The organism is Brevundimonas sp., assembly GCF_024711105.1.
In the GTDB taxonomy this organism is placed as follows: Bacteria; Pseudomonadota; Alphaproteobacteria; order Caulobacterales; family Caulobacteraceae; genus Brevundimonas.
In genome coordinates, this window is record NZ_JANJTL010000094.1 from 1 (window position 1) to 26,629 (window position 26,629).

Consider the following 26,629-nt stretch of genomic DNA (forward strand, 5'->3'; position numbering starts at 1 on the left):
GCGCCCTGGACCAGGACGTAGCGGGCGCCCGAAGCGCTGTCGCGGGCGAAGCCGACAGCGCGACCGAGGGTGTCGCCACGGCTTGAGGTGACATTGGCTCCGAGGCTGGCGGAGAAGTCCGCCTGGGCGCCGTTGCGATCGACCGAGCCCGAGCCGTCGGCGTCGGCTGTCAGCGCAACACGCGCGTCGCGTCCGCCACGAGCAAGGTCACGCGCACCGCTGACCCGGTCGCGGGCGAAGTCTCCGGCGCCCCGCAGGGTGTCGCGCACGCCGAGGCCTCCGGGCGCGCCCGTGACGCTGCCGCCGACGCTGCCGCCCACGTTTCCGCCCAGGCCGCCGCCGAGCACCTGCGCCTGGGCTCCGCCGGCGAGGGCGAGGCTGGCGGCCGCGGCCGCGATCATCAAGGTGGTCTTCATCGCTGAACTCCTTTGCTGCGGGCGATCCATCGCCCTCGCAGGTTCCAACGACCGAGACGGCGGCTTTCATCCGAAGCCGGCGAGTTCAGTTGGTGAGGCGTCCCCGGGCCTGGACCGCTCGCGGCTCCACGCGAAGGTCCGCGCCGACGATGCCCGCGCCGTAGACGGGGTCGGGCCCGCGCTCGCCGGCGTCGACCGCCGAACGCATGGCGACGGAGAGACCGGTCCGCCCGCCGCCGTTGCGGGCGATGAAGGCGGCGACGACGGGCGCCGCGAAGGAGGCGCCGCGGACGGAGGTGTATCCGCCCCCAGGACTGGCCGCCGCCATGTCCGAGCCGGGCGCGGCGAAGTCGACCTGCGGGCCGCGCGCCGCCTCCGGCAGGATACGCCCGGACGCCGACACGGCCGACACGCCGACGACGCCGTCATAGGAGGCCGGATAGAGCGGCGGGGCGGCCGGGCCATCGTTGCCCGCGGCCGCGACCACCGTCACACCGCGGCCCTGGGCGCGCTCGACAGCTCTCTCGACGACGGCGTTGTGCGGTCCGACCAGACTGACGTTCACCACCGTGACGCCCTCGCCCGCCAGCCAGTCGAGGGCCTGGGCGAAGGCGGCCGAGCCGCCCCCGTCCCGGCGACCTCCATAGATGTCCGCTGCCAGCAGGCCCGCCCCAGGCCAGACGCCGGCGAAGCGACCGTCGTTTCCGACCATGATCGATGCGACCGCGGTTCCGTGGGCGCCCGCCCGCGCATCGCCGCTGAAACCGCGTTGGCGAAGGCGCACGCCAGCCAGCGAAGGGTGGCCGGCGTCCACGCCCGTGTCGATCAACCCGAGGCGCGCGGCGCCGTCCGACTGAAGGCTGACGGTCGCAGCGGCTCCGAACGCCTCGCCCGTCGCGCCCGAGGGGGCGTAGACGTGATTGTACTCGACGGTCATCGACGGATCGCGGCTCTGAAGCTGCTCGATCGCGCGCGCCAGCCGCGTTCGCCGGGGCGGCGCGAGAACGGTCGTGGTCAGGCCGAGCGTCTCGAGCCGCTCCTCGCGAAGGATGACGTAGCCATTCTCGGCGGCCCAGTCGCGAACCTCGGGGGACATGTCCATGACCAGAATCTCGGACCGCACGACCGGCCACCCCTGAGGGTCAGCTTCCAGCGCGCCGCGTGACCTGCGGACCAGATCCTGGAAGCGCGAAGGAACATCGGTGACCTGGTTGAGAAGGCGACCGTCCAGTGGCCGGGTGATGTCGGGCAGCGGGGTCGAAGGCGCCCCCGGCAGACCGGGCAGGGTCGGCAGGCCCGGACCAACGCCGCCGATCTGGGCCTGGGCGGCCCCGGCCGCCGCCATGGCGAGAACCGCCAGGATGAGGCTCAGTCGTTGTCGGCTGTCGAAACGCATACTCTGCTCCTGCGCGGGGCCCCGGCATTGTGCCGGTTGCCTCGAGGCGTGCAATGGATGAAACGACCGGCGTCCGTCGTTCCATCCTCATGAACAGGAAACGCGCTTGGACGATTTTCAGACGGGTCTTGTGGCGCTGTTGCCGCGCCTGCGCCGGTTTGCTCGATTTCTCCGGCCCGCGGATGCGGATGCGCAGGATCTGGTCCAGCAGACGGTGGAGCGAGCGCTCGCGCGCCGCGAAACCTTCCGCCCCGGCACCCGTCTCGACCGGTGGGCCTTCACGCTCATGAAACGGATCGCCATAGATCAGGGCCGCGCGAACCAGAGGTGGTCCGCCGTGGTTTCCCCCGAGGATGAGTCCACGGCCCATCGGCCGGATCCGGCGCAGGCCGACGAGGACCTGAAGGCCGACGCGCGGGCGGCCCGCGACGCCATCCTCGACCTGCCGCCCGATCAGAGGGAAGCGGTGGCTCTGGTGCTCATCGAGGGGTTGTCCTACGCGGAGGCGGCCGAGGTGCTGGGCGTTCCCGCCGGCACCCTCACCAGTCGCCTGGTGCGGGGCCGACAGGCCATCGTCGAGCAGCTGACGGCGCAAGGGGTGGGCGCATGACCCGGTTCGACGACGAAACTCTCCACCGCCGCGTCGACGGCGAGCTTCCCCCGGCCCAGGCGCAGGCGATCGACGCCGCCACCGCGACCGACGCTGACCTTGCGGCGCGGCTGGAGGCGCTGCGCGCTGCGCGTCTGACGGCGGCCACGGCGTTCCCGGCCCGGCCCGACCCTCGCGACGAAGCCTTGGCGGCGATGATCGCGGCGGCCCCCAGCGTGGCGAGACAGCGCGCGTCCGGGCGAACCTTCGACTGGAGCCTCGCGTCGATGAGGGGCCTTCTTACGCCAAGGCGGGTGCTGCCGCCGCTTGTCGTCGGGGGCGCGGCCTTCGCCGCCGGCCTGCTGGCGGCGCCCCTCCTGGTCCGATCGCCCGCCCTGGTTTCGCAGTCGGGAGAAGTGTCAGACCCGCAGCTCGTCCGCGTGCTCGACAATCGCCTGGCTTCGGAGGGTCCTGATTCGGAGGGCCGTTCCATCGGGCTCACCTACCGGGACACCGACGGACGCTGGTGCCGGACCTTCGCCGCGGCGCAGGATGGGATCGGCGGCGTCGCCTGCCGCGAGGACAGCGGCTGGACCCTTAGGGCGCTCGGACCGCTCGCCGTGCAGAGCGGGGACCTGAGAACGGCGTCCTCGGCGCTTCCCGACGAGGTGCTCGCCGTGGTCGATCTGAGCCTCGCCGGCGATCCGCTGGACGCCCGCGACGAGGCGGCGACGAGGGATCGCGGCTGGCGCGAGCCTTAACTTGGGCGACTGGAGTGCGCCTGGGGTCGAAATGGGACATCCCCACCAGTCGTAAGGGACGGAACTTCGCGCGGTGATCCATCGCGCGCTGCAACTCCGATGAGTTGGGTCCTCGCGTGTCGCGTCGCCGCGGTGACGCTACTCCGCCGGCTCCGCTTCCGTCTCCGCCACCTGCACGGGCGGGCGGGACAGGCGCGAGAGGTCGCCGCCGGCGCGCAGCACGTCCAGCGCGCGGGCGAGCTGGTAGTCGCCATCCTCGGGGTAGTCCTCGGGCGGCTGTTCGGCCGGGGTGTGGGGGCCGCGGCGTTCGGCGCCGATGGAAGCGTCGAGCGCGTTCGAGAAGGCGGCCTCGGAATAGATGAAGGTCGGGCGCGCCACGAGCTCGGCCTCGCGGCGGCTGCGGGCCACCTCCAGGTCGGGCTCGATGCCGATCTTCTGAATCGAGGCGCCGGACGGGGTGTAGTAGCGCGCGGTGGTGATCGAGAGCGCCCCGTCCTGGCCGTTGCGCAGCGGCATGACGGTCTGGACCGAGCCCTTGCCGAAGCTGGTCAGGCCCACGATGGTCGCGCGCTCGTGGTCGTTCAACGCGCCGGCGACGATCTCGGACGCCGAGGCCGAGCCGTAGTTGATCAGGACCACCAGCGGCAGGCCCTCGAGGATGTCGCCGGCGGTGGCGTTGTAGCGGGCGACGTCCTGGGGACGGCGGCCGCGCTGGCTGACGATCTCGCCGCGCTCCAGGAAGGCGTCGGAGACGGCGATGGCGGCGCCGAGCAGGCCGCCGCCGTTGTTGCGCAGGTCCAGCACCACGCCGCGCATGGCCGGGTTCTCGGCGCGGAGGGAATTCACCGCCTCGACCAGCTCGCGGCCGGTGTTCTCGTTGAAGGTGGCGATGCGGATGTAGCCGAACTCGCCCTCCATGTTGGAACGGACCGAGGGGACGCGGATGATCTCGCGGGTGATGACGATGTCGCGCGGCTCCTCGCCCTCGCGCAGGAAGGTGACGGTCACGGTCTGGCCTGCCTCGCCCCGGAGGCGTTCGGAGACCTGGGCGACGGTCAGGCCCGTGGCGGACTCGCCGTTGATGGCGGTGATGATGTCGCCCGGATGAACCCCGGCGCGGGCAGCTGGGCCGCCGTCCATAGGGCTGATGACGCGCACCAGGCCATTCTCGGAGGTGATCTCCAGCCCCACGCCGGAATAGGCGCCGGTCGAGCGCTCGTTCAGGCGCTGGAAGTCTTCGGCGTTGAGGTAGTTGGAGTGCGGGTCCAGCGCGTTGAGCATGCCGTCGAGCGCGGCCTCGATCAGCATCTTGGGCTCGGTCTCGACGACGTAGGCGCGCTCGACGACGGTGAGCACGTCGCCGAACAGTTCGAGCATCCGGTAGGTCTCGGCGGCGCGGGCGCCCAGCGGCGTCTGGCTGACGGCGACGGCGCTGACGCCGACGAGGGCCAGGGCGGAAGCGCCGATCAGGGCCAGTTTACGCATGCGAACCATCTGAGGGACCAAGGCTGGCCGGCGGCCGGGGCCGACGGCTGGGGAGGAAGAAGAGACTGAACGACGCGCCCGCGACAAAATCGTGGCGCATCAAATCAGGCCCCGGCCCGCGCGTCGAGCCAGGGCGCGGGATCGACCGGCCGGTCGTCGCGGCGAAGCTCCAGATAGAGCTCCGCGCCGTCCTGGTCGGGAAGGCGGCCGAGCGGCTCGCCCTCTTCCACGCGTGAGCCGATCAGGGCGGAGGCGCGGCCCATGCCGGCCAGCACCAGACGCCAGCCTGGGCCCAGCCTGAGGACCACGACTTCGTTCCAGCCCTCGAGCGGACCGGCGTATTCCACGACGCCCTCGGCCGGGGCGCGGACCAGGCCCTGGGGGGCGCCCGCGAAGGTCAGGCCGCGCTCGCCGCCGCCGAACTCGGAGACCAGCGGGCCCTGGATGGGGCGCATCAGGCGCGAGCGGCCGCCGGGCAGGGGCGTGGCGAGCGCCCGCTCGCGCGCTTCCGGCGAGAGTTCGCGCAGGAGACCGCCGAGGTCGCGCACACGCGCGGCGGCGGCGCGGGCCTGGGCCTCGGCCGTGGCGGCGTCGGCGAGGAGCAGGGTCTCGAGCGCGCGCTTCTCGGCGATCAGTCGCTCGATGTCGGCGCGGCGGTCGGCCAGCGAACTCTCGGCGGTGATCAGGGCGCCGGCGGCCAGCACCGCCTCGCGGCGCAGGCGGTTGAGCTCGGTCTGTTCGGCGACGAGGCGGCGCGCGCGAGCCTCGAGCACGGGGGTGATCTCGCGCATCAGGATCTGGGCGCGGACGGCGTCATTGGCGCGGCGGGGCGAGACAAGCAGCGGCGGCAGGGGATCGCGGCCCCAGGTCTGGAGCGCGGCGAGCAGGCGGGTCTGCCGGCCCCGCTCGCGGCCGAGGCGGACGGCCAGCGCCGTTTCGCGGCTGTTGATGTGGGCCAGCCGCGCGCGCTTGGCCGAGACGGCCGCGACGTCGGAGACCTCGCCCTGGCCGAGGCGCAGGAGTTCGACGCGCAGGCGTTCGACCTCCAGCTCGACGGACCGGGCGTCGGCGCGCAGGCGGCGCGCACGCAGCTGCTCGTCCTGGTGCTCGGCCTGGGCGCGGGCGAGCTCATCCGACCGCTGGCTGGCGGCGGGACCGGCGAGCACGAGGACGGCGACAAGGGCGACGGGGACGGCGGAGCGCATCAGTCGCGATGATAGGGCGAACCGGAAAGGATCGTCACGGCGCGATAGATCTGCTCGGCCAGCATGAGGCGCGCGAGCGCGTGCGGCCAGGTCTGGGGACCGAAGGCGAGGGTCTCGTCGGCGCGCTCGACCAGGGCCGGATCCAGGCCGTCGGCGCCGCCGATCAGGAAGACGAGCCGCCGCTCGCCCCGGTCGCGCAGGGTGCGGATCTTCTCGGCCAGGGCGCGGGAGGGATGCTGCCTGCCGCGTTCGTCGCAGGCGATGACATAGGCGCCCTCGCCGGCGGCCAGGCTCAGCACCTCGGCCTCGGCGGCCTTGCCCGGCTTGCGGGGCTCGACCTCGGTCAGCTCGACGGGATGGACGGCGAGGCCCCGGCCCGCGGCCGAGGCGCGCCTGAGATAGTCGCGCGCCAGCTCGTTCTCGGGGGCCGTGCCCAGCCGGCCGACGGCGCAGACGAGAACCTGCACCCTAGCCGGCGGAACCGGCGCGGTGGGCGGCCTCCACCGACCAGATCTTCTCGATGTTGTAGAAGGCCCGGACCTCGGGGCGGAACAGGTGGACGATCACGTCGCCGGCGTCGATCAGGACCCAGTCGCAGTGGGGCAGGCCCTCGACACGGGCCCGGCCCATGCCGGCGTCCTTGAGCGCGCGCAGCAGGTGGTCGGCGATGGCGCCCACGTGACGGTGGCTGCGGCCCGAGGCGACGATCATGGTGTCGGCCATGGACGACTTGCCGCGCAGATCGATGGTGACGATGTCCTGCGCCTTGTCGTCTTCGAGACGATTGATGATGAGCTGGTCCAGCGGACCGTCTTCGCCTGTGACTGGGGTGATCGGCTGATTTTCCCGGGCGGTGTTGGAAACGGCGTCGGGTTGCGCGTCATGCGCGGAAGGGGTGCTCAGCGGAGTGCTCCAGGCGGCCTACTCAAACGAAAGCCATAGCACGGGCGGCGGTTCCGGTCATCCCTTGGCCGAGGGACCGGCCTTGGCCATTCGCCGCAGGGCCGTCGAGGACTGCGGATTGAGCGGCGCGGTCAGATAGACCCACGCCGGCGCCTCCATTTCGGCCAGGACCGGCGCGCGCGAGGCGGGGACGCGGTTCTCGGAGAAGAAGGTCGAGGTGGGGGCGAAACGGCTGCCCAGGATGGAGCCGGGCCGGGCGATGACGGCCATGGGCATGAGCCGGGCGATGTCGGTCCAGCCCTTCCAGTGATGAAAGCCCATCAGGTTGTCGGAGCCCATGACCCAGACGAACCTGACGCCGGGATGGCGGGCCTTGAGCAGGCGCAGGGTGTCGATGGTCCACCAGGTCCCGGCGCGGGTCTCGAAGTCCGAGACGACCATGGACGGGCCGTCGGCGAGCGCGCGGGTCCAGGCCATGCGCTGTTCGAGCGGCGCGGTCTCGTCGGCGGATTTCAGCGGGTTCTGCGGCGAGACGAGCCAGACGATGCGGTCCAGCCCGAGGCGGATGCGGGCGGTCTCGGCTACGTGCAGGTGGCCCTCGTGGGGCGGGTTGAAGGAGCCGCCGAACAGGCCGACGCGCATGCCGGGCTGGAGGTTCAGGCCGTCACGCAGGGCGCCCGGGGCATGGGCGGGCTTCTTCGGCGCGGGACCGGCCTGGAACATCCGTGGAAGGAAACCTTATGCTCAGGCTGAGCCCTATCACGGGGTCCAGCCGGTGTCTCCGGTGCGCTCGGTCTCTTCGTCGGGGGTCTCGCCGCGGCTCTTCTTCACCTCGGCCCAGGCGGCGCGGAGCATGTCGCGCACGCCCTCGCCGGACACCCCGGAGATCAGGCGCGGGCGGACCCCCGAGGCGGCCTGAAGCGCGTCGGCCTTCTCCTCGCGCGCCTCGGGCGACAGGGCGTCGACCTTGTTCAGCGCCAGCAGTTCGGTCTTGTCGGCCAGGCCCTCTCCATAGGCCTCGAGCTCGCCCCGGATCGTGCGGTAGGCGGCCGCCACGTCCTCCTGGGTCCCGTCGACCAGATGGATCAGCACGCCGGAACGCTCGACGTGACCCAGGAACCGCGTGCCGAGACCGGCGCCTTCCGACGCGCCCTCGATCAGGCCTGGAATGTCGGCGATGACGAACCGCTCGTTCGGCGACAGGTCGACCATGCCGAGGTTGGGCGCCAGCGTCGTGAAGGGATAATCCGCGATCTTGGGCCGGGCGGCCGAGACGGCGGCCAGGAAGGTGGACTTTCCGGCATTGGGCAGGCCGACCAGGCCGATGTCGGCGATCAGCTTGAGCCGCAGCCAGATCCACATCTCCTGGCCTTCCTGGCCGGGATTGGCGTGCTTCGGCGCCTGGTTGATCGGGCCCTTGAAGCGCTCGTTGCCCCAGCCGCCGTTGCCGCCCTGGAGCAGGCGCACGCGCTTGCCGGCCTCGTCCATATCGGCGATCACCGTCTCCTTGTCCTCGGACAGGACCTGGGTGCCGACGGGGACCTTGAGCACCACGTCGGCGCCGGCGCCGCCATGCATGGAGCGGCCCTGGCCGTGCTCGCCGGTGCCGGCCTTGAAGTGCTGCTGGTAGCGAAAGTCGATCAGGGTGTTCAGGCCCTCGACCGCCTCGACCCAGACGTCGCCGCCGCGGCCGCCGTCGCCGCCGTTGGGACCGCCGTACTCGATGTACTTCTCGCGCCGGAACGACACAGCGCCGCCGCCGCCGTTGCCGGAGCGGATGTAGATCTTGGCCTGGTCGAGAAACTTCATGGGCGGGCTTATGGCCCGAACGCGCGCCGGGCGCGAGCCGTCAGTCGTCGAACGACACCTTGCCGCGTGCCTTCTTGACGCCGGAGCGGACGGCCTTGCCGGCGAGGCGGCGCTCCCTGGAGGCCTTGGTGGGCCGGGTCGGGCGGCGGGTCTTGGGGACGTGCCTGGCGCGTTCGATCAGGGCGTAGAGGCGTTCGATCGCGTCGGCGCGGTTGAGCTCCTGGGTGCGGAAGCGCTGGGCGGTGATGAGCACCAGCCCATCCTTGGTGGCGCGCGAGCCGGCGAGCTTTAGAAGGCGCTCGCGGACCTCGTCGGTGAGCGATGGCGATCCGGCCGCGTCGAAGCGCAGCTGGACCGCCGTCTCGACCTTGTTGACGTTCTGGCCGCCGGGACCGCCCGCGCGGAAGAACCGGAACTCCAGCTCCTCCTCGCGGACGGGGGGCATGGCGGACCTACTGGCGCAGGACCCGACCGCCGACGAAGCAGGGCTCGACCGTGCAGTTCACCAGCAGGATGCGGGCGGTGTAACGGCCCGACGCGGACGGCGCGATGGTCACGACCGGATAGTCGTCGGTGAGCACGTCAGAGGCGATCTCGCGACCGTTGGCGTCCTCGACGATGATGTCCACGTCGTTGCAGTCGTTGTCGCAGGCGCCGAAGAAGCGATAGGTCCGGCCGCCCTCGAGGTTGACGTTCCAGCGGTAGTCGGAGCCGGCCTGGAGCGCGGTGACCACGTCAGCCTGTCCGTAGCGCGAGAAGCCCTGGCCGAAGTTCTCGACGTAGTGGTCGAGGTACTGGGTCATGAGGTTGGCGAACTCGGCCGGGACCTGGCCCACCGACTGGACGCCGCCCGATCCGCCGCCGCTTGAGGCGCCCTGGCCGCCGGATGAGCCCTGGGCTCCGCCGCCGGATCCCGCGCCGTCTTCCGGCTTGGCGCCCGAGGCGGCCTCGGCGCCGCCGGTGTCCGACGTCTCGGCCGCGTCCGCGCCCTGGCTGCCGCCTGAGGCGGGCTTGCCGCCCGAGGAGGCCTCGCCGGAGGCCTCCGCCGCGTCCGAGCCGCCGTCGGACGCCGTTGCGTCGTCCTTCTTCTCGGAGCCGAAATTACAGGCGGCGAGCGCCACCGTGGCCAGAATGGCGACGCTGGCCGCGCCGATCGCTTGTTTACGCATCAGTCCCTCCAGAGGTCTCGCAAGAGCCCGCGAGATGGCTAAACCGATTGGAACTCCTTGTCGATGCTCAGTTTCCGTAGGCCTGGGGCATGGGCTCGCGGCGCAGGTAGCGGTCGCGCAGCTCCAGCGCCCGGGAGTTGAGGTCCTGCGGCTGGCCGCGGATGATCACCGCGATGGGCTGGGACAGGGGCTCGAGCGGATCGCCGGTCCAGACCACCACATCGGCCTCCAGCCCCGGCCGCAGGGCGCCGAAGCGGTCCTCCTGGCCGAAGATGCGCGCCGGATTGACGGTCAGGGCCTCGATGGCGGCCAGGAACGGCAGGCCGTGGGCCACGGCGTTGCCGGCGTTGTAGCGGGCCTCGCGCGCCCGGTGGACCGAACCCTCGTTGCCCTTGATGGCGATCAGCACGCCGGCCGCGTGCAGGCGCGCGGCGTTCTCCATGGTCGCGCCGCGCACCTCGAAGGAGGACGGCAGGTTGTCGAGCGGATTGATCAGCACGGGCACGTCGGCGGCGGCGATCTCGGCGGCCACGCGCCAGCCCTCCTCGGCGCCGTCGAGGATGATGTCGAGGTTCTCCTCCTCGGCCAGGCGCAGGACGTTGCGGATGTCCGAGGCGCGATGGACCGTGACGATCAGCGGCATGCGGCCCTCGACCACGGGGATCAGGGCCTCCAGGTCGGCGCGCGACAGCTGGAGCTCGCGCAGGTCGCCGCGGTCGTAGGCCGCGCGGTTGCGGGCGTAGAGGCGAACCTCGCGCAGGATTTCGCGAAACAGGGTGAACTCCGCCCCACGGGCGCCGCCCGCCACGCCGGCGCCGGCGTCGCCGAACGGCGCGACCATGGCCACGCGCGGCTCGACCAGGATGTCGGTCCCCTGGGCCAGGTGGATCACGGCCGCCTGACCCGCGAACAGGCCGGGCGTATGCAGGCCGCCCTCGCCGATGCCGGCGGTGTCCTCCTCGTGGACGTGGGCGCCGCTGGAGCCCGGGTGCTGGGGCGTGACGATGGCGCGGGTGACGCCGCCTAGCCGGGTCACGGGAATGACGAAGCTGTCGGGGTCCAGACCCCAGGAGACGTCAAAGGCCGCGCTGAGCGAGTTGGAGCTCTGGCGCACGTCGTTGGTGTCGGTCAGGGCCGACACCTCGATGGCCGACAGGCCGGAATCGACCGCGACGAAGCCGGGCGTGATCACCCCGCCCCGGGCGTCGATGACCTGGGCGCCCGAGGGCACGGTCACGTCGGCGCCGACCGCGGAGATGCGTCCGTTCTGGATGACGACGGTGCCGCGGGCGATCTCGCCCGAGCCGGTCAGGACGCGGCCGTTGGTGACGGCGATGGTCTGGGCGAGGGCGGCGCCCGCCGAGAGCATGAGCGCGGCGGCGGCCGCGACGAAGGTCAGGGCCTTGTTCATCAGCGGTCTCCCTGGCCGGGCTGGCCGAGTTCGAAGTCGGAGCGGGCCTGATAGGCCTCGTCGAAGCGGTCGTGGACGCGGGCGCCGTCGATGAAGACCTGGTCCGCCAGGGCGTAGATCGAGAAGGGATTGGCGCTCCAGATCACCACGTCGGCGCGCTTACCCACCTCGAGGCTGCCGGTCTGGTCCTCGACGCCGATCGAGCGGGCGGCGTTGAGGGTGATCCAGGCGATGGCGTCCTCCTCGGCGATGTCCAGACCGGCGCGGCGGCCGGCGGACAGGGCGGCGGCGGCCTCCTGGTTCAGGCGCTGGGTCAGGGTGGCGTCGTCGGAGTGGATGACGGCGCAGGCGCCAGCCTCGTGCAGGATCGCGGCGTTTTCCTCGATGCCGTCGAGGCTCTCCATCTTGAAGCCCCACCAGCCGGCCCAGGTGGCCGAGCAGATGCCTTCGCGCGCCAGCACGTCGGCGATCTTGTAGCTCTCGGACGCGTGGTGGAAGGTGGTGATGCGGTAGCCGAACTCGCGCGCCAGATCGAGCATCAGCATCATCTCGTCGGCGCGGTAGCAGTGGTTCTGCACCAGGATGTCGCCCGAGAGCACCCCGGCCAGAGTCTCCAGCCGCAGGTCTCGCGCGGGCGGATCGGCGGTCTCGCCGGCCTGGATGCGGCGGTCATATTCCTGCCAGCGGCGGCGGTAGTTCTGGGCCTCGATCCAGGCGGCGCGATAGCCCGCCATGTTGCCCATGCCGGTGGCCGGGCTCTGGTTGCGGCCGCCATAGACGCGCGACGGATTCTCGCCGCAGGCCATCTTCAGGCCGTAGGGGGCGTCGGGGAACTTCATGCCCTGCATGGAGACCGAAGGCACGTTTCTCAGGGTCACCGAGCGGCCGCCGAACAGATTGGCCGAGCCGGGGAGGATCTGCAGGGTGGTCACTCCGCCCTCGCGGGCGCGGTTGAAGCCCGGGTCCTGCGGCCAGACGGAATGCTCGGACCAGACCTGGGCGGTGTTGGGGTTGGTCGCCTCGTTGCCGTCCGAGGTCGCCTGGACCGACGGCGAGGGATAGACGCCGAGGTGGCTGTGGGCGTCGATGATCCCGGGCGTGACGAAGCGGCCGGCCGCATCGATGCGGCGCACACCGGCGGGGATCGGGGTGTCGGGACCGCCGACGGCGGCGATCCGGCCGTCGACCAGAATCACCACGCCGTTCTCGATGCGCTGGCCGGTGGCGGTGAAGACCGTCCCGCCGACGATGGCCACATCCTCGCGCGGCAGCGGCTGGTAGGTCGAGGGGAAGGGGTCAGCCAGGCCGCGCAGACCCGGGAGCAGCTCGGCCGAGGCGCGGCTGGGCGGCGTGTCCGGCTGATCGGACGATCCGGTCCCGCCGGTGGTGGCGCAGCCGCCAAGGGCCATAGCCGCCGCGGCGGCCATCAACAGGCTTCGCATGAGAACCTCCCCAGCCCGCCCGACGCGGGCGCCGTGAACAATCCCGGCGCGAATAAAGCCGGGCTTGGCCAAGCGGCCAAGTGAAAACACGGTTAGGCGGACAGGCGCGCCAGAACCTCCTGAAGTTCCAGACCGTCGACTTCGAGCGTCTTGACCCGGGCGGTCTCGCCGCGGGTGATCCGGACAGCCGAGCGGGGCAGGCCGAGGTTGCGCGCGATCAGGGCCGTGACCGCCGCATTGGCCTCGCCATCCGACGGCGCGGCCCGCACGCGCAGGCGCACGAGAGGGCGGCCGTCAGCGTCGTCCTCGATCGCGTCGATGCGGTCGGCGCCGCCCCGCGGCGTGACGCGGACGGCGATCCGGCAGACCGTCACAGACCGACGAGAACCGGCCCGGCCATGTTGTTGAAGATGATCTGCACGAAGCGCAGCAGCAGCAGCACGACGATCGGGCTGATGTCGATGCCGCCGAGCGGCGGAATGATCCGCCGGAAGGGCGCCAGCAGCGGCTGGGTCACCGCCTCCAGGAACGAGCCGATGGCGTAGACCAGCCGGTTGCGCGGATTGAGCACGTTGAACGCCACCAGCCAGCTCATCACCGCCGCGGCGATGATGAAGATCACCATCAGGTTGAGGATCTGATTGACCAGCCAGAGGATGGCGACGCCCATGCCGAGACCTTTCGTTGAAGGCCGCTTCTAGCGGGCGTCGCGTTCCGGCGCAAAGGCCCGCTTGACTTGCGGGCGCCGCCGCGACATGACGCGCGCCTTGCCTGGACACCCCGACACGGGGCCGTAGCTCAGTTGGTAGAGCGCGTCGTTCGCAATGACGAGGTCAGGGGTTCGACTCCCCTCGGCTCCACCAGGCTTTCCTGACACACGCATCTCGATGCTGGCGCGCGGAAGACGCCGGTCCGGCCGCGTTCGCGCGCGGAACAGGCGGCGCCGGCGAGCGGTTGACCCTGCATGGAGAGGCTGCACGCCGCCGTGGAGGCGGCCGCGCTGTTGCTGGAGTACGCCGGGGCCGCCGTCATCCTGATCGGGGTGGCGGCCGCGACCGTCTGGTTCGTGCGCTGTGGCCTGCGCGACCGGGCCTGGGGGCGGGCCTACACGGACTATCGCGCCAATCTGGGGCGCGGAATCCTGCTGGGGCTGGAGCTGCTGGTCGGGGCCGACATCATCGCCACGATCACCGCCCCCCTGACCTTCGAAAGCGTCGGCCTGCTGGCGCTGATCGTGGGCATCCGGACCCTGTTGAGCTTCTCGCTGGAGACCGAGATCGAGGGCTGCTGGCCCTGGGAACGCCGCCGGCTGACGGACCAGGAGGCGCGCGGCCGCTAGACCCCAAATCCCGCGCCGCCGCCGCCGTAGTCCTCGATGGCGCTGAAGAGGGTGCGGATGAGGGCGCGTTCGGGCTCGGTGATCTCGGGCTTCCAGACGTCGAAGATGAGGACGACGCGGGTCTGGTCCGAAGTGTTCCAAGCCTCGTGCTCGACGGTGTCGTCGAAGGCGAAGGCCTGGCCGTAGCGCCATTCGTGGGTCTCGGAGCCGACGCGCAAGGAGCAGCCCGGCGGCACGATCAGCGGCAGGTGGCAGATCAGCCGGGTGTTCACCAGGCCGTTGTGCGGCGGGATGTGAGCGCCGGGTTCGAGCCGCGAGAACAGCACGCTGGGCGCGCGGCCGGGGATGTCGGTGAGCGGCAGGCCCTGGAGCGCCGCCAGGGTGCGCGGAAAGCGCGCGGCGTTTTCGGGGGCCGGCGCACCGTCACGGACCAGGTAGTAGGCGGACCACTCGGGGTTCTCGAGCATGCCGGCCTGGGCGGAGTTGGGCCGGTTCTCGCGCATCTCGACGTAGGGGGCGAAGGCCTGGGGATCGTCCATGACGGCCAGCAGCTCGTCGCGGATGTCGTCAGCGGCGGCCTCGACCCCGTCGAGCCAGGGCGTGGCGTCGCGCGGGGCGAACTGGATCTGCGGCAGGCCAGGGAAATAGTAGAAGCGCGGCTGCTGGAGATAGAGCTGGGTCCGGCCCGCCATGAGGTCCAGTGACCAGGCGAAGCGGTCGGACGGGGCCAGGCCCTCGGCCTCGAAGCGCGCCTTCAGGAAGGGCTCGAAGCCGCCGGTGGTGTCCGAGACAAAGGCCTGGGCGCGGTCGAGCGCGGCGGCGAGGTCCGGCGCGGGCGCCTTGGGGGCCTGCTGAATGGCTGCGGCGTAGAAGGTGATGGCCGAGCGCCGGTCGCGCAGGTCGGCGAAGTGGTCGCCCTTGAGCAGCAGGGCGCGGCAGTTGCGGGACTCCAGCCTCAACGCCTGGTCGACGGCGGCGACAGCGCCCTGGCTGTCGCCGAGCGCGCGGCAGGCGTAGGCCTGGGCCACCCAGACCGAGGCGTCGCCGCGGCCGGCCTCCGTCACCTGGCGGAACAGGTCCAGCGCCTCATCCGGACGATCCTCCCTCAGGGCCGCCATCCCCTTGCGGGCGAGGGCGGGGTAGTCCGGCTGGGCCATCAGCAGACCGGTCCGAACAGACCTCGGGGCGCCTCGTCGCAAAAGACCACCCAGGGCACGTCCGAGGGGCCGACGGCGACCATCAGCGGCCGCCAGCGGCCGTCACGGCGCCGGAGCACCGCGTAGGTGGTGTTGCCGTCCTGGAAGTCGTCGTGCGGGGCGTCGATGCGGCCGCCGCCGGGCCGTTGAGGTTCGGCGTGCACGAAGGCCCAGGTCCCCGAGACGCGCATCTCCTCGACCACGAACTCGACGGGCGGACCCAGGTCGGCCTCGACCTCCGGTCGGATGGCGTCGAGGATGGCGCGGCGCTCAGGCGTGCCCGGCGCGGGCGTGTGGATCGACTGGGCCTCAGCCGCGCCTGCGATGAGGACGACGGCGGCGAACAGCAGGCTGCGGACCATGACGGGCTCCCTCCGAGCGGATGGAAACCGTGTTCCACCACCGGCGGTGCGTCAATGGGGCGTCAGGCTTCCTCGTCGAAGCGGGCCTCGACCAGGGCGACGACGGCGTCGAGCGCGGCGTCCGCGTCTGGCCCCTCGGCGGTGATCTCCAGCGTCGATCCCTGGCCGGCGCCGAGCATGAGCAGGCCCATGATCGAGCGGGCGTCGACGGCCTGGCCGTCCTTGCCGACCTTCACCTCGGCCTCGAAGGGCTGGACCGCCTTGACCAGCTTGGCGGAGGCGCGGGCGTGCAGGCCGCGGGCGTTGCGCACCTCGACAGATCGCGCTCGGCTCATTTGTCTCCGGCCAGCACGTAGGAGGCGACGGAGATATACTTGCGGCCGGCGTCCTGGGCGTGGGCGACCGAGGCCTCGAGGCCTTCGCGCTGGCGCACGCTGGCCAGCTTGATGAGCATCGGCAGGTTGAGGCCCGCGATGACCTCGGCGCCGGTCTGCTCCATGACCGAGATGGCCAGGTTGGAGGGCGTGCCGCCGAACATGTCGGTGAGCAGGATGGCGCCGTCGCCCTCATCGACCGCCGAGACGGCGTCGAGGATGTCGCGCCGGCGGCGCTCCATGTCGTCCTCCGGGCCGATGCAGATGGCCGCGACGCCGCGCTGCGGGCCGACCACATGCTCCAACGCCGAAAGGAATTCCGCCGCCAGCCCGCCGTGGGTGACGATCACGAGACCGATCATGCCCTTGAAGAAACCTCTGCTGGCCCCCGCGACGAGGCAGGCTCGCCGCCCTGTCGGTCGAAAGCGCGTTCCATAGGCCAAAGCGTCACGGCGGCCAAGCGCGACCGCACGTCGCGGTCAGGCCAGCGCACGCGACAGGGCCAGAATGGTCTTGTCCGGGGCGGACGTCTCGAACGGGTCCAGGGCGAGGCGCGGCAGGCGGACGCCCTCCAGCGTCTCGGTTTGCGGTTCGGGCAGCCGCTCCAGCGGGCCGGTCGCGCAGTCGACGAGCAGGACGGCGCGGGCCGGGCAGAGCGCGCGGACGCCCACGAGACCCAGGCTACGCACCTCCATCAGCCCGGCGATCCGCTCAGACGGTCCCACGAACAGGCCGTTGCCCGAGGCCCAGACCTCGACATAGTCGTCGCCGACGAGGCGCCAGCCGCGTCCCATCAGCCGGAACGCAAGGTCACTCTTGCCCGCGCCGGAGGGGCCGCGCAGCAACACCGACCGCCAGCCCTTGCGGGTCCAGCCGGCCACGGCGGTGGCGTGCATCAGCATCAGCCGGCCGGCAGCCGGACCACGAAACGCGCGCCCCGGACGGCGCCGGCCGCATCGCGGAGGTTCTCGGCGTGGACGTCGCCGCCGTGCGCCTCGACGATCTGGCGCACGATCGACAGACCCAGCCCTGAATTGGCGCCGAAGGCCGCGCCCTGGGGCCGGGAGGTGTAGAACCGCTGGAACACGGTCTCGAGGTTCTCCTCCGGAATGCCGGGGCCGTCGTCCTCGACGCAGGCGAGGATGGCGTTCTCCTCCCGGGCGAGGGACAGCCGGACCTCGCCGTCCGGCGGGCTGAACGAGCGGGCGTTGTCGATCAGGTTGCGGAACACCTGTCCGAGCGGGCCTTCGCGGCCGAGCACCATGAAGGGCTCGTCGGACACGGCGAGGCGCACCTGCGGGGCCTCGTCATAGACGCCGGCGATGTCGGCCAGGAGACGGTCCAGGGCGACGGGGCGAGGCGGATCACGCGACAGTTCGGCGTCCAGCCGCGAGGCATTGGAGATGTCGGTGATCAGCCGGTCGGCGCGGAACACGTCGCGGCGCAGCACCGACATGAGGCGCTCGCGGTCGGCGTCATTGCGGACAAGGCCAAGCGTCTCGACGGCCGAGCGAATCGAGGTCAGGGGATTCTTGATCTCGTGCGCCACGTCCGCGGCGAAGCGCTCGATCGCCACCATTCGCTCGGACAGGGCGGCGGTCATGGTCTCGAGCGCGCGGGCCAGGTCGCCGATCTCGTCCTTGCGGCGCTCCAGATCCGGCAGGGAAATGGCCTTGGCCCGCTGCAACCGCACCTGGTCGGCGGCGCGCGCCAGCCGCAACACGGGCCGCACGATCAGCAGATAGAGCATGAGCGCGGTCAGCAGGCTGACCAGGAAGGCGACCACGGCGAAGGGGACCATGGCGCGGCGCTGGTCCGCGACGATCTCGGAGAAGTCGTTGGCCTCGAGCGTCAGGACTCCGACCACGGTCTCGACATGGCGCAGGGGCACCGAGACCGAGACGACCCGGTCGCCCAGCTCGTTGATGCGGATGCCGGCCTGGGGGGCGCCGGTGAGCGCGGCCTCGACCTCGGCGGCGAGCGCGTTGCGGGCCTCGGTGAGGCGGCGATCCTCGACCTCGGGATCGGGCGCGGGCGGGGGCGGCGCGTCGGCGGGCCGGGCCGGGGGCAGGGCCTCGACCAGGACGGCGTCGGAGACCTGATAGCTGTCGGCCACCCGGTTGCCGTCGATGTCGAAGATGCGCGCGCGCTGTCCCTCGGGGATCACGTCGGTGCGCAGGAACTGGGCCGAGAGGATCGGATTGAGCGCAGGATAGGGCTCGCCCTGGGTGCCGCCGGCCTCGTAGAGGACCGAGGCGACCAGCTGGGCCTGGGCGTCAAGATACTGGATGCGCGCATCGACGAGGCCGCGCCGCCACTCGTTCAGGCCGAACATGCCGGCCAGCAGGATGGCCAGGGTCGCCAGGTTCAGCGCCAGGATCAGGCGCGCCAGACGGGAGCCCGGGATGACCTGCAGCGGGAGGCGCCAGCCGCCCGCGCGCGGCCGCGGCTCGGTTCCGTCACTCACGGTAGCGGTAGCCCACTCCGTAGAGCGTCTCGATGGCGTCGAACTCCGGGTCGACGGCGCGGAACTTCTTGCGCATGCGCTTGATGTGGCTGTCGATCGTCCGGTCGTCGACATAGACCTGATCGTCGTAGGCGGCGTCCATCAGGTTGTCGCGGCTCTTCACGAAGCCCGGGCGCTGGGCGAGGGCCTGGAGCAAAAGGAATTCGGTGACCGTCAGGCGCACCGGCTTGCCGTCCCAGGTCGATTCGTGACGGGCCGGGTCCATCGCCAGCTTGCCGCGCTTCAGCGACTTGCCGGCCGCGTCGGACGTATCGGCGTCGCCGGCGTCGACGCCGGCGCGGCGCAGGATGGCCTTGATCCGCTCGATCAGCAGCCGCTGGCTGAACGGCTTGGTCATGTAGTCGTCGGCGCCGAGGTTGAAGCCGAGGATCTCGTCGATCTCCTCGTCCTTGGACGTCAGCATGATGACCGGCAGGCTCGAGGTCTGGCGCAGCTTGCGCAGCACCTCCATCCCGTCCATGCGCGGCATCTTCACGTCGAGAATGGCCAGGTCCGGCGGATCCGACTCGAGGCCGGCCAGACCCGCGGCCCCGTCGTGATAGGCGCGGACGGTGTGGCCGTGGCTTTCCAAAGCCAGTTTGACGGACTCCACGATGTTCTCGTCGTCGTCCACGAGGGTGATGACTGCCATGGTCGCTATCAGCTCCTTGCGGCGAAGGTTCCGAACGGTTCGTCGCGCCGGAAGGTGAGATTAGGGCGGCGAAGCGGCGAGGCCAAGGCGGCGCGCCTCCGGTCAGATACGGTCAGCGGTCAACGGACGGGCGACGGCCTAGGTTGCGACAGGGCTGGAGGTCCCGGACGTGCGCGCGCTGATTCTGATCCTGGCCCTGCTGACCGCGGGTCCGGCCCTGGCGGCCCCCCAGCCGTCCGACGTCATCGAGGCGGCGCTGCGCTCGGTGGTCAGGATCGAGCCTGACTGGGGCCGGGCCGCAGACGACACCGGACTGGCGCGCGGCCTTGGCTCCGGATTCGTGATCGATGCGGCGGGCAGGGTCGTGACCAACGCCCACGTGCTCGGCGAGGAGGAGACCGTCGTGCTGGTGTCGCCGGACGGCGGCCGGCGGCGGGGCCGCGTCGTCGGGCGCGACGCCCTGACGGACATCGCGCTGATCGCGCCCGACGGCGGGGCGTTCGCGCCGGCGCTGCCGGCGCTGGGAGAGGGCGCCTTGAGGACCGGCCAGCGCGTCTATGCGCTGGGCAGCCCGATCGCCTATCCGTTCAGCGCCACCGAGGGGATCGTCTCGGGGGCGGGCCGGGCCTATGACGCCGCCTGGCCGGTCGATTTCATCCAGCACGACGCCGCGATCAATCCGGGCAGCTCCGGCGGGCCCCTGATCGACGCGGAGGGCCGCTGGATCGGCATGAACACGGCCACGCCGCCGGAAACCCTGTTCGACATCGGCATCGGCCTTGCCATCCCCGCCGAGCAGGTGCTGGAGGTGGCCGAGGCGCTGGGGCGCGAGGGCCGGCTGGCCCGCGGGGGCCTCGGCGTCATGGTGCGGGGCGCGGATTCCGGGATGCTGGCGGCGCTGGGTGTCGAGGCGCCGTTCGGCCTGCTGATCGACGAGGTCGATCCGGCGTCCGCGGCCCATGCGTCCGGCCTTGAGGCCGGGGACGTCCTGCTCGGGGCCGAAGGGCGTGGACTGCGCTATCCGCGCGACCTCTCGGCGGTGCTGCTGGGCGCGCGCACGGGCGAGACCCTGGAGCTGGAGGTGGCGCGCGCAGGCGAGGTCCGAAGGGTTCGGATCGGCCTCGACGCCGCCGCGGCCGCGGCTCCCGCGCGCGGGCGGACCTCCCTGGACGCCCTGACCGGACGCGAGCGCCGGGTGGAGGGCCCGGGCCTGCGGCTGGCCTCGGCGGAGGACGGCGTGGTGGTCAACGAGGTGGCGGAGGGCTCGCTCGCGGCGACCTATGGCGTGCGGCGCGGCGACGTGGTCCTGGCCGTGGACGGCCGGCCCGCGGTCTCGGCCGAAGAGGTCATGTCGGCCCTGTCCTCGGGGCGCGGACTGGTGGTGCTGAGACTGCTCAGGCCCGGCCGCGGGACGCGCCATCTGGCCCTGCCCCTGAATCCCGAGGAGGCGGCCCGGCGACCGCCCGGACTTCCGACCGAACTCGGCTCCGGTCCCCTTTGATGTTCAGCGAGAGCGGCTTATGGCTATGAACGACGAGTTCCGGGGGGACGACGACATGGCCGGGGAAGCCGATCCCTTCGCGGCGTTGAGCCGCCTGTTCGAACGCCGCACGGCTCTGGTACTCGAGGACGACCAGGCGCTCGCAGCCCATGTCGGAGGCAAGCTGACCCGCGCGGGCTTCGATCGGGTCGACCATGTGACGGCCGGCGAGGACGCGGTCCGCGCGGCCGCAGAGCGCGCCTATGACGTCTTGATCCTGGATCGCATCACGCTCGGCATGGACGGGCTGAGCGCGCTCACCGCCATCCGCGGGGGGGCCGGGCCGTCGGCCCAGTCGCCGGCCCTGTTCCTGACCGCGCTGGGCGGGGAACGGCAGCGCGTCGAGGGCCTGATCGCGGGGGCCGACGACTATCTGTCCAAGCCCGTCGGCGACGAGGAGCTGCTGGCGCGCGTGGCCGCGCAGCTGCGGCGCTCGGCGCAGCGCTCGGAAGCCGGGGCCGAGGATCGCCGGCCGGGCGACATCGTGAACGGGCCCCTGACCCTGTCGCCCGGCGCGCGCACCCTGACCTTCTCGCCGCCCGGTGGAGAGCCCCGGGCGCTGGAGCTGTCGCCGCTGGAATTCGCCATCGTCGGCGAACTGATGGGCGCGCGCGGCCAGCCCGTCACCAAGACCATGCTGTGGGACCGTTGCTGGGTGGAGTGGAAGTTCCTGCCGGACAATTACGTCAACATCATCGACGCCCGCATCTCGGCGCTCCGGCGCAGGCTGAAGGAGCAGTGCCCCGAGCTGGGAGACAACCTGCACCCCCTGATCGTGTCGGCGCGCAGCCAGAGCCTCGTGTTCCGGGTGCTGGACGGCCACACGTGAAGCTTCCCGGTCTGTCGGGCGCCTGGCTCGCGGCCTTCCTGACCGTCCTGGCCGCGGGCGCCCTGTCGGCGTCGCTGGCCCTGACCCACCAGGCGGTGCGTTCGGAACAGCGGCAGCGCGCGGCGCTGGCGGCCCTGCGCGACTACGGCGCCCTGCTGTCCAAGATGGACATCATGGCCAGCGCGGCTCCGACCGATGCGGACTATGTCGCGAGCTGGCTGACCGTGTTCCAGACGCGGCCGGGGGTGACGACCAGCATCGATGACGCCTGCGCGGGCCGCCAGCCGAACCTGGGCCTTCGCTGGGTGGCGGGACCCGACGGCTCGACGGCGGGAACCGAGGCCCTGTCCGGCGCCGAGGGCGAACTGCTCGAGGAGCTGGGCCCCAATGTCTATCTGCTGCGCCTGCCGCGCGGCGCCGTCTGTCCGGACCGGGCGGTCGAGCTGGTGGCGGTGCGCGACTTCGCCGGGCCCATGGAGGTGATCGTGGCGCGCATGGTGGAGCGCACCGGCCGCGCCTGGGGCGCGGCGGCGGTGGCGGTGACCGCCATGGCGATCGTGCTGCTCGGCATCGGCCTGGCCTCGGCGGCCTGGGCCCGGACGCGGATGCTGTCGGGCGTGCGGCGGCTCAACGCGTCGCTCGAACAGGCCGGGCGCGGAGACTTCGGAGAGGCGATACCGGTCGAGGAGATGACCGGGGACCTGCGCCGGCTGACCCAGCAGGTGAACGTGACCCTGGGGCGGCTCAAGGAGCTGCTGGTGTGGCTGCGCGACAGTTCGGACCAGCTGGCGCACGACTTCCGCACGCCCCTGGCGCGGGCGCGGGCGCGGCTGGACCAGTTCGCCAGCGAGGGCGACCCGGAGCTGATCGCCCAGGCGCGGGCCGACCTGCGGTACCTGACCCAGGCGATGAACGAGTCGCTGTCGCTGCGCGACGGCGAGGCCTGGGCCTTCGAGGAGGTGCGGCTCGACCTGATCTGCGCCTCGGCGGCGGAGCTCTACGAGCCGGTGGCCGAGGCGCGCGAAATCCGCATCGAGACCGAGCTCGCGCCCGCCCCGGTGCTGGGTGTGGCCAGCCTGCTGCAACGCGCGGTGGCGAATCTGGTGGACAACGCCGTGAAGTATTCCCCCGATGGGGCCCTGGTGCGGATTCGGGCCGCGCCGGACGGCGAAGGGGGCAGCGTCTCCGTCACGGACCAGGGTCCGGGCATGGAGGCCACCGCCGCCCGCGACGCGTCCGAGCGGCCGGACAGCCACCGCATGGGTCTCGGCTTCGTGCGCGCCATCGCCCGGCGCCACGGCGGCGAGATCGAAATTCAATCCGGGCCCGAGGGCTCGACCGTGACGATAAGGGTTTGAGGATGCGCGTTCGGGGGACAGCATTGGGATGGGCCGGGACGGTGTCCGCGCTGGCGTTGACGCTGGCGGCGGCGCCCGCGGAGGCCCAGCAGACGCCGGCCTTCCCGCTGCCCTATGACGCCGAGCGGGGGGTGTTCAGCTTCGCGTCCCAGATCGAGCGGTCGCTGCCGGCCGTGGTGCGGGTGACGACCCTGTCCCGCTCGACCGGGCCGACGACCGGCACGGCCACGCCGCGCGAAATCTCGGGCGGATCCGGCGTCATCATCGATGCGGCGGCCGGCATCGTGGTCACCAACCAGCACGTGATCGCCAGCGGCAACACCTTCCGCGTCGACCTGACGGACGGCCGGTCGTTCGACGCGACCCTGCTGGGCGCCGACGACGCCACCGACGTGGCCGTCCTGAGGATCGAGGCGCCGCGGCTGAGCCAGGTCGACATCGTCGATTCCGACACCATCCGGATCGGCGACCTGGTGTTCGCCGTCGGACACCCGCTGGGCCTGGACCAGACCCTGACCATGGGCGTGGTGTCGGGGCTCGGACGGTCCGGCATGGGCGACGCGATCGAGGACTACATCCAGACCGACGCGGCGGTGAATTCGGGCAACTCGGGCGGGCCGCTGCTGGACAGCGCCGGGCGGCTGATCGGGATCAACACGGCGATCCTGTCGGGCAGCGTCGGCGGCGGCAATGACGGGGTGGCCTTCGCGGTGCCGTCGCGGATCCTGCTGGCGGTGGTCTCGCAGCTGCGCGAGCACGGAGAGGTGCGGCGCGGTCGCATCGGGGTCACGCTCGGCTCGCTGACGCCCGAACGGGCCCGGGAGCTGGGCACGCCCATCGTGCGCGGCGCCGTCGTGGAGGACGTGGCGCCGGGCTCTCCGGCCGAGCGGGCCGGCCTGCGCCGCAACGACGTGATCATCCGCATCCAGGGCCGGGTCGTGGAGGGCCAGGGCGGGGTCACCTCGACGGTGGGCATCGCCGAGCCGGGCAGCCAGCTGAACCTCGTGTACCTGCGCGGCGCCGAGCAGCTGGAGACCAGCCTGGTCGTCGAACAGCCCCAGGCCGCACCGGTCACCACGACCGGGTCCGAGGGCCGCGCCTATGGGGCGGGCTTCCGCGACCTGCGCTCCACCGACCGCGCGCCGGAGGGTGTGACGGCCGGCGTGCTGATCACCTATGTCGAGCCCGGCTCGGTCGCGGCCCAGGCGGGCCTGACGGCGGGCGACGTGGTGGTGCGGGTGAATACGACGGACATCGCCACGGCCGACGACCTGGTCAAGGAGCTGACGGACAACCCGGCCGGCGTTCAGATCATCGTGGCGCGGGGCGAGGAGCGGATTCCGATCACGCTTCGGCCCTAGCGGCGGCCGGACCCCGAAACGCAAAACGCCCGGGCGACCTGGAGGGGGAGGGGGTGGTCGCCCGGGCGTCTCGCTTGGAGGAAGCGTCGGCTAGCCGGAACCCGGAAATCCAGGGGGCTGGGGGGGCTGTTCAGGATCCGGACCTCAGGGAAGACCGGCTAGCCGACAGTCGCTATTTCGGGGGCCGATCAGGCGTTCGAAGGGCCGGATTGGGGCCTTTTTGAGACTGATTCTTACCAAGCGGAACAATGAGCCGGGTCCGCGATTTCCGGCCCCGAGCGGACGAGCCTGCTTCACGCCGCGCACAGAGTGAGTCAGGCTCGGTTCCGATGACATTCGACGCCCATGCCGAGGGGCCGCTGAAAGGCCCGGTCTTCTTCCACCGCAGGGAGCTGGACGCCATCCTCAGGGTCTATGGCCGGATGGTCGCCGCGGGCGAGTGGAAGGACTACGCCATCGGCGGCGGCGAGGACGCGGCGGTCTTCGCCATCTATCGCCGCACCGGCGAGCAGCCCTTCTACCGCATCGAGAAACGCCCGGCCCTGGCCCGCCGGCAGGGCGAGTGGGCGGTCCTGGGCCAGCAGGGCATGGTGCTCAAGCGCGGCCATGAGCTGGCGCAGGTGCTGAGACTGTTCGACCGGCGGCGGTTCACAGTGGTGGAGTAGGGGCCTTTCCCGGCAGGGGAGCAAATGCGGAGGGCCGCAGCCAATGTCCGCTTTCGACTCATTGCGGACGTTCGGCATCGGGCACTAGGCTGCAGTCCATCACCACATTGGGCCGACAAGGCATCCCATCGGTCATGGCACTCGTCCATTTAGTCCTTCTCATCACCCTCCCGGACCTCCTGACTGCCGAGCCGCTGCCGATGGTCAGCATGTCCCCCAACGGTAGAGAGGTCGTGGCCTATGGGTGCCTAGAGGAAATCCAGAGCGACGCCGGCGACATCTGGGTGTTGCGCGACCCAGAACTCGGCATCCGATTAGCACTGGTCGGATTCGCCACGTCCGAGGCCGAGCCAGGCGACGCGGTTCAAGTGGCCGGTCGATACGAGGGAGGCCAGCTTGTATTGGGGGATGGGCGCGAAGCATTTGGTCGGCTGACTGAGCCTCACTTCATTGGATCCATGCCGCCGTCAGATTGGTGCAACTGATCGCCATGTCCTTATGTGGAAAGGTCCGCTTTCCACCCATTGCGGACATTATCGGCAGCCCGCAATCTGCCCCGATGGGGAAGAGGCTGACAAGAAAGTCGGTTTTAGCCGGACTGCTCGTGCCGCTGGGCGTGCTCATTAGCGCGATGACCGTCTGGCACTCGGTGAACAGGCCCAGATGCTGCGCGTGTTGTGCGAGGCGGGGCTGCCGAACCTTTCCCGCCCGTCTGTCGTGCGCGCCGAGGACCTAGACTGCAACATACTCAGCCGGAAAGCTCGCTACTCAGGAGTCGTTGTTGGGGGGTTCGAGCACTCGTCGTTCACAAGCGATCAGTTCCGCTCATTGGACGGCTCCTCTCCCGGTGCAGCGTGGTTCACCTGCAACCAACACAGCGGGTGTGACCCACGCTTGCGACAGGCGTTGGACCGTCCGGTGGAAGGCACATGCCGTATAGGCGCGGCCAGCGTCACAGTGGACGGTTGGATCACCGAAACCGTAGGACCATCGGGGGGGTATGGTCACCTAAACGCGTGGGAGCGCGAGTTCTTTGCTGACCGGGTTATCAGCGTTGGCTCCCCGCCAGAGTCGGTGGCTGAGGCCTTGAGAGCCGCCCAAGACAGTGCTGGCGGTGGCGTCTGCCCTTAGACGTGGCGTCCGCTTTCCACCCATTGCGGACGTTGGCACCTTGCGCAACGGTTAGTCTAAAGCACGCTCCGCAGAGGGAACCGTAATGTCGGCCAACACGACCGGCCTAGGTGGGACAGTTCGCTACTTCACCGGCAGTGCGGCGGTTGGACTGCTGTCCGCCGTGCTTGCGGGGGCATGCCTTCTCCTCCTATCCCCCGTCTTACTTTCAGATTGGTGGACGTTGGCGGTCTCAGCAGCGGTGGCTGTCGGTGTGCCCCTGCTCTTTGCAGTAGCCTGGCCGGAGCTACGCCTCCGCGACCGCCTCGTCGGCGCAGTGATCGGCGTAGCAGCGAGCCTTGGCGCAATCTACGCGATACTTCTTTGGATTGAGCGGGCGCACCACCAGAGCTGATCCGCGCGAGAGTCCGCTTTCCACCCATAGCAGACTCTCCGAACGTCTGCTTTCGGCAAGGACCGAGGCGCCGCCCCAGCGCGGCCAGGAAAGAAAAAGGCCCCGGATCGCTCCGGGGCCTTGGTCGGTTCGCTGTGCGCCGATCCTATTCGCGGCTGCCGAAGATGCGCAGCAGGAAGAGGAACAGGTTCACGAAGTTGATGAACAGGCTGAGCGCGCCGAAGGAGGTGGCGACGCTCATGGCGCTGCGGTCGCCGCCGAGCTCGTAGTAGGTGAGCTTGAGGCGCTGGGTGTCCACCGCGATCAGGCCGGCGAAGATCAGCACGCCCGCGAAGG

At 71.1% G+C, this 26,629-nt stretch carries 29 protein-coding genes, 1 tRNA gene and 1 pseudogene; 9 read left to right on the forward strand and 22 right to left on the reverse strand.

Annotation, left to right across the window (positions count from 1 at the left end; translation table 11 throughout):
- Positions 1-416: pseudogene (locus tag Q0M60_RS06900) on the reverse strand (hypothetical protein); the annotation flags it as partial.
- An 85-nt stretch (positions 417-501) separates the two neighbouring features.
- On the reverse strand, positions 502-1,812 hold the full coding sequence (locus Q0M60_RS06905) for a S8 family serine peptidase (protein ID WP_296817670.1): 1,311 nt from the start codon (positions 1,810-1,812) through the stop codon (positions 502-504).
- Between the two features lie 106 nt (positions 1,813-1,918).
- Here Q0M60_RS06905 and Q0M60_RS06910 point away from each other — a divergent pair, with 106 nt between their 5' ends.
- The gene (locus Q0M60_RS06910) at positions 1,919-2,422 is read left to right on the forward strand and encodes an RNA polymerase sigma factor (RefSeq protein WP_296817672.1); all 504 of its coding nucleotides are present in this window, start codon (positions 1,919-1,921) and stop codon (positions 2,420-2,422) included.
- The gene (locus Q0M60_RS06915; protein ID WP_296817674.1) at positions 2,419-3,162 is read left to right on the forward strand and encodes a hypothetical protein; all 744 of its coding nucleotides are present in this window, start codon (positions 2,419-2,421) and stop codon (positions 3,160-3,162) included. The genes Q0M60_RS06910 and Q0M60_RS06915 overlap by 4 nt, the downstream gene beginning before the upstream one ends.
- Before the next feature lie 138 nt (positions 3,163-3,300).
- On the opposite strand, the gene Q0M60_RS06920 is transcribed toward Q0M60_RS06915, so the two are convergent.
- The 12 genes from Q0M60_RS06920 to Q0M60_RS06975 form a co-directional block, all read right to left on the reverse strand.
- A complete protein-coding gene (locus Q0M60_RS06920; RefSeq protein WP_296817676.1) occupies positions 3,301-4,647 on the reverse strand; it encodes a S41 family peptidase in 1,347 nt (448 codons plus the stop codon).
- Between the two features lie 104 nt (positions 4,648-4,751).
- Positions 4,752-5,852 carry a peptidoglycan DD-metalloendopeptidase family protein gene (locus tag Q0M60_RS06925; protein WP_296817678.1) on the reverse strand — a complete coding sequence of 367 codons (1,101 nt, stop codon included), beginning with the start codon at positions 5,850-5,852 and terminating at the stop codon, positions 4,752-4,754.
- The gene (rlmH, locus tag Q0M60_RS06930) at positions 5,852-6,319 is read right to left on the reverse strand and encodes a 23S rRNA (pseudouridine(1915)-N(3))-methyltransferase RlmH (protein ID WP_296817680.1); all 468 of its coding nucleotides are present in this window, start codon (positions 6,317-6,319) and stop codon (positions 5,852-5,854) included. Before rlmH ends, Q0M60_RS06925 begins: the two co-directional genes overlap by 1 nt.
- A gap of 1 nt (position 6,320) precedes the next feature.
- Positions 6,321-6,686: a ribosome silencing factor gene (gene rsfS / locus Q0M60_RS06935; RefSeq protein WP_296817726.1), complete on the reverse strand. Its 366-nt coding sequence runs from the start codon at positions 6,684-6,686 to the stop codon at positions 6,321-6,323.
- A 126-nt stretch (positions 6,687-6,812) separates the two neighbouring features.
- The gene (locus Q0M60_RS06940; protein WP_296817682.1) at positions 6,813-7,478 is read right to left on the reverse strand and encodes a nicotinate-nucleotide adenylyltransferase; all 666 of its coding nucleotides are present in this window, start codon (positions 7,476-7,478) and stop codon (positions 6,813-6,815) included.
- 36 nt (positions 7,479-7,514) lie between these two features.
- Positions 7,515-8,564: a GTPase ObgE gene (gene obgE, locus Q0M60_RS06945; RefSeq protein WP_296817684.1), complete on the reverse strand. Its 1,050-nt coding sequence runs from the start codon at positions 8,562-8,564 to the stop codon at positions 7,515-7,517.
- Between the two features lie 40 nt (positions 8,565-8,604).
- Complete coding sequence (arfB, locus tag Q0M60_RS06950; RefSeq protein ID WP_296817686.1) at positions 8,605-9,009, reverse strand: alternative ribosome rescue aminoacyl-tRNA hydrolase ArfB; 405 nt, start codon at positions 9,007-9,009, stop codon at positions 8,605-8,607.
- A gap of 7 nt (positions 9,010-9,016) precedes the next feature.
- Positions 9,017-9,733 (reverse strand): hypothetical protein, encoded by a 717-nt coding sequence (locus tag Q0M60_RS06955; protein ID WP_296817688.1) that lies wholly within the window; start codon positions 9,731-9,733, stop codon positions 9,017-9,019.
- A 67-nt stretch (positions 9,734-9,800) separates the two neighbouring features.
- A complete protein-coding gene (locus Q0M60_RS06960; RefSeq protein ID WP_296817690.1) occupies positions 9,801-11,144 on the reverse strand; it encodes an amidohydrolase family protein in 1,344 nt (447 codons plus the stop codon).
- Positions 11,144-12,586 (reverse strand): amidohydrolase, encoded by a 1,443-nt coding sequence (locus Q0M60_RS06965; protein ID WP_296817692.1) that lies wholly within the window; start codon positions 12,584-12,586, stop codon positions 11,144-11,146. The genes Q0M60_RS06960 and Q0M60_RS06965 overlap by 1 nt, the downstream gene beginning before the upstream one ends.
- Positions 12,587-12,678: 92 nt before the next feature.
- The gene (locus tag Q0M60_RS06970) at positions 12,679-12,960 is read right to left on the reverse strand and encodes a DUF167 family protein (protein ID WP_296817694.1); all 282 of its coding nucleotides are present in this window, start codon (positions 12,958-12,960) and stop codon (positions 12,679-12,681) included.
- Positions 12,957-13,256, reverse strand: a complete 300-nt coding sequence (locus Q0M60_RS06975) for a YggT family protein (protein WP_296817696.1) — start codon at positions 13,254-13,256, stop codon at positions 12,957-12,959. Before Q0M60_RS06975 ends, Q0M60_RS06970 begins: the two co-directional genes overlap by 4 nt.
- A 117-nt stretch (positions 13,257-13,373) precedes the next feature.
- Here Q0M60_RS06975 and Q0M60_RS06980 point away from each other — a divergent pair.
- Together Q0M60_RS06980 and Q0M60_RS06985 are read left to right on the forward strand one after the other, a co-directional pair.
- Positions 13,374-13,449 (forward strand) — tRNA-Ala (locus Q0M60_RS06980).
- A gap of 101 nt (positions 13,450-13,550) precedes the next feature.
- Complete coding sequence (locus tag Q0M60_RS06985; protein WP_296817698.1) at positions 13,551-13,925, forward strand: DUF1622 domain-containing protein; 375 nt, start codon at positions 13,551-13,553, stop codon at positions 13,923-13,925.
- Here Q0M60_RS06985 and Q0M60_RS06990 read toward each other — a convergent pair.
- From Q0M60_RS06990 to Q0M60_RS07020, 7 genes are all read right to left on the reverse strand, one after another.
- Positions 13,922-15,082, reverse strand: a complete 1,161-nt coding sequence (locus Q0M60_RS06990; protein ID WP_296817700.1) for an aspartyl/asparaginyl beta-hydroxylase domain-containing protein — start codon at positions 15,080-15,082, stop codon at positions 13,922-13,924. The genes Q0M60_RS06985 and Q0M60_RS06990 overlap by 4 nt on opposite strands.
- Positions 15,082-15,483 (reverse strand): hypothetical protein, encoded by a 402-nt coding sequence (locus Q0M60_RS06995; RefSeq protein ID WP_296817702.1) that lies wholly within the window; start codon positions 15,481-15,483, stop codon positions 15,082-15,084. Before Q0M60_RS06995 ends, Q0M60_RS06990 begins: the two co-directional genes overlap by 1 nt.
- 62 nt (positions 15,484-15,545) lie before the next feature.
- Entirely contained in the window at positions 15,546-15,818 is a 273-nt protein-coding gene (locus Q0M60_RS07000) for an HPr family phosphocarrier protein (RefSeq protein WP_296817705.1), read from the reverse strand.
- Positions 15,815-16,219 carry a PTS sugar transporter subunit IIA gene (locus Q0M60_RS07005; RefSeq protein WP_296817707.1) on the reverse strand — a complete coding sequence of 135 codons (405 nt, stop codon included), beginning with the start codon at positions 16,217-16,219 and terminating at the stop codon, positions 15,815-15,817. The genes Q0M60_RS07000 and Q0M60_RS07005 overlap by 4 nt, the downstream gene beginning before the upstream one ends.
- Positions 16,220-16,336: 117 nt before the next feature.
- Positions 16,337-16,753 (reverse strand): HPr kinase/phosphorylase, encoded by a 417-nt coding sequence (locus tag Q0M60_RS07010; protein WP_296817709.1) that lies wholly within the window; start codon positions 16,751-16,753, stop codon positions 16,337-16,339.
- Between the two features lie 5 nt (positions 16,754-16,758).
- Positions 16,759-18,324 carry an ATP-binding protein gene (locus Q0M60_RS07015; protein WP_296817711.1) on the reverse strand — a complete coding sequence of 522 codons (1,566 nt, stop codon included), beginning with the start codon at positions 18,322-18,324 and terminating at the stop codon, positions 16,759-16,761.
- A complete protein-coding gene (locus tag Q0M60_RS07020) occupies positions 18,317-19,015 on the reverse strand; it encodes a response regulator transcription factor (protein ID WP_296817713.1) in 699 nt (232 codons plus the stop codon). The genes Q0M60_RS07015 and Q0M60_RS07020 overlap by 8 nt, the downstream gene beginning before the upstream one ends.
- A gap of 169 nt (positions 19,016-19,184) precedes the next feature.
- On the opposite strand from Q0M60_RS07020, the gene Q0M60_RS07025 reads away from it, so the two are divergent.
- The 5 genes from Q0M60_RS07025 (at position 19,185) to Q0M60_RS07045 (ending at position 24,768) form a co-directional block, all read left to right on the forward strand.
- On the forward strand, positions 19,185-20,516 hold the full coding sequence (locus tag Q0M60_RS07025; RefSeq protein ID WP_296817715.1) for a trypsin-like peptidase domain-containing protein: 1,332 nt from the start codon (positions 19,185-19,187) through the stop codon (positions 20,514-20,516).
- Between the two features lie 25 nt (positions 20,517-20,541).
- Positions 20,542-21,384: a response regulator transcription factor gene (locus Q0M60_RS07030; RefSeq protein ID WP_296817717.1), complete on the forward strand. Its 843-nt coding sequence runs from the start codon at positions 20,542-20,544 to the stop codon at positions 21,382-21,384.
- Positions 21,381-22,742, forward strand: coding sequence for a HAMP domain-containing sensor histidine kinase (locus Q0M60_RS07035; protein WP_296817719.1), 1,362 nt, complete (start codon positions 21,381-21,383; stop codon positions 22,740-22,742). Before Q0M60_RS07030 ends, Q0M60_RS07035 begins: the two co-directional genes overlap by 4 nt.
- A gap of 41 nt (positions 22,743-22,783) precedes the next feature.
- A complete protein-coding gene (locus tag Q0M60_RS07040; RefSeq protein ID WP_296817720.1) occupies positions 22,784-24,103 on the forward strand; it encodes a trypsin-like peptidase domain-containing protein in 1,320 nt (439 codons plus the stop codon).
- Between the two features lie 329 nt (positions 24,104-24,432).
- A complete protein-coding gene (locus tag Q0M60_RS07045; RefSeq protein ID WP_296817722.1) occupies positions 24,433-24,768 on the forward strand; it encodes a DUF2794 domain-containing protein in 336 nt (111 codons plus the stop codon).
- 1,670 nt (positions 24,769-26,438) lie between these two features.
- Here Q0M60_RS07045 and Q0M60_RS07050 read toward each other — a convergent pair.
- The coding region (locus tag Q0M60_RS07050) for a Bax inhibitor-1 family protein (RefSeq protein WP_296817724.1) at positions 26,439-26,629 on the reverse strand (191 nt) is incomplete at its 5' end.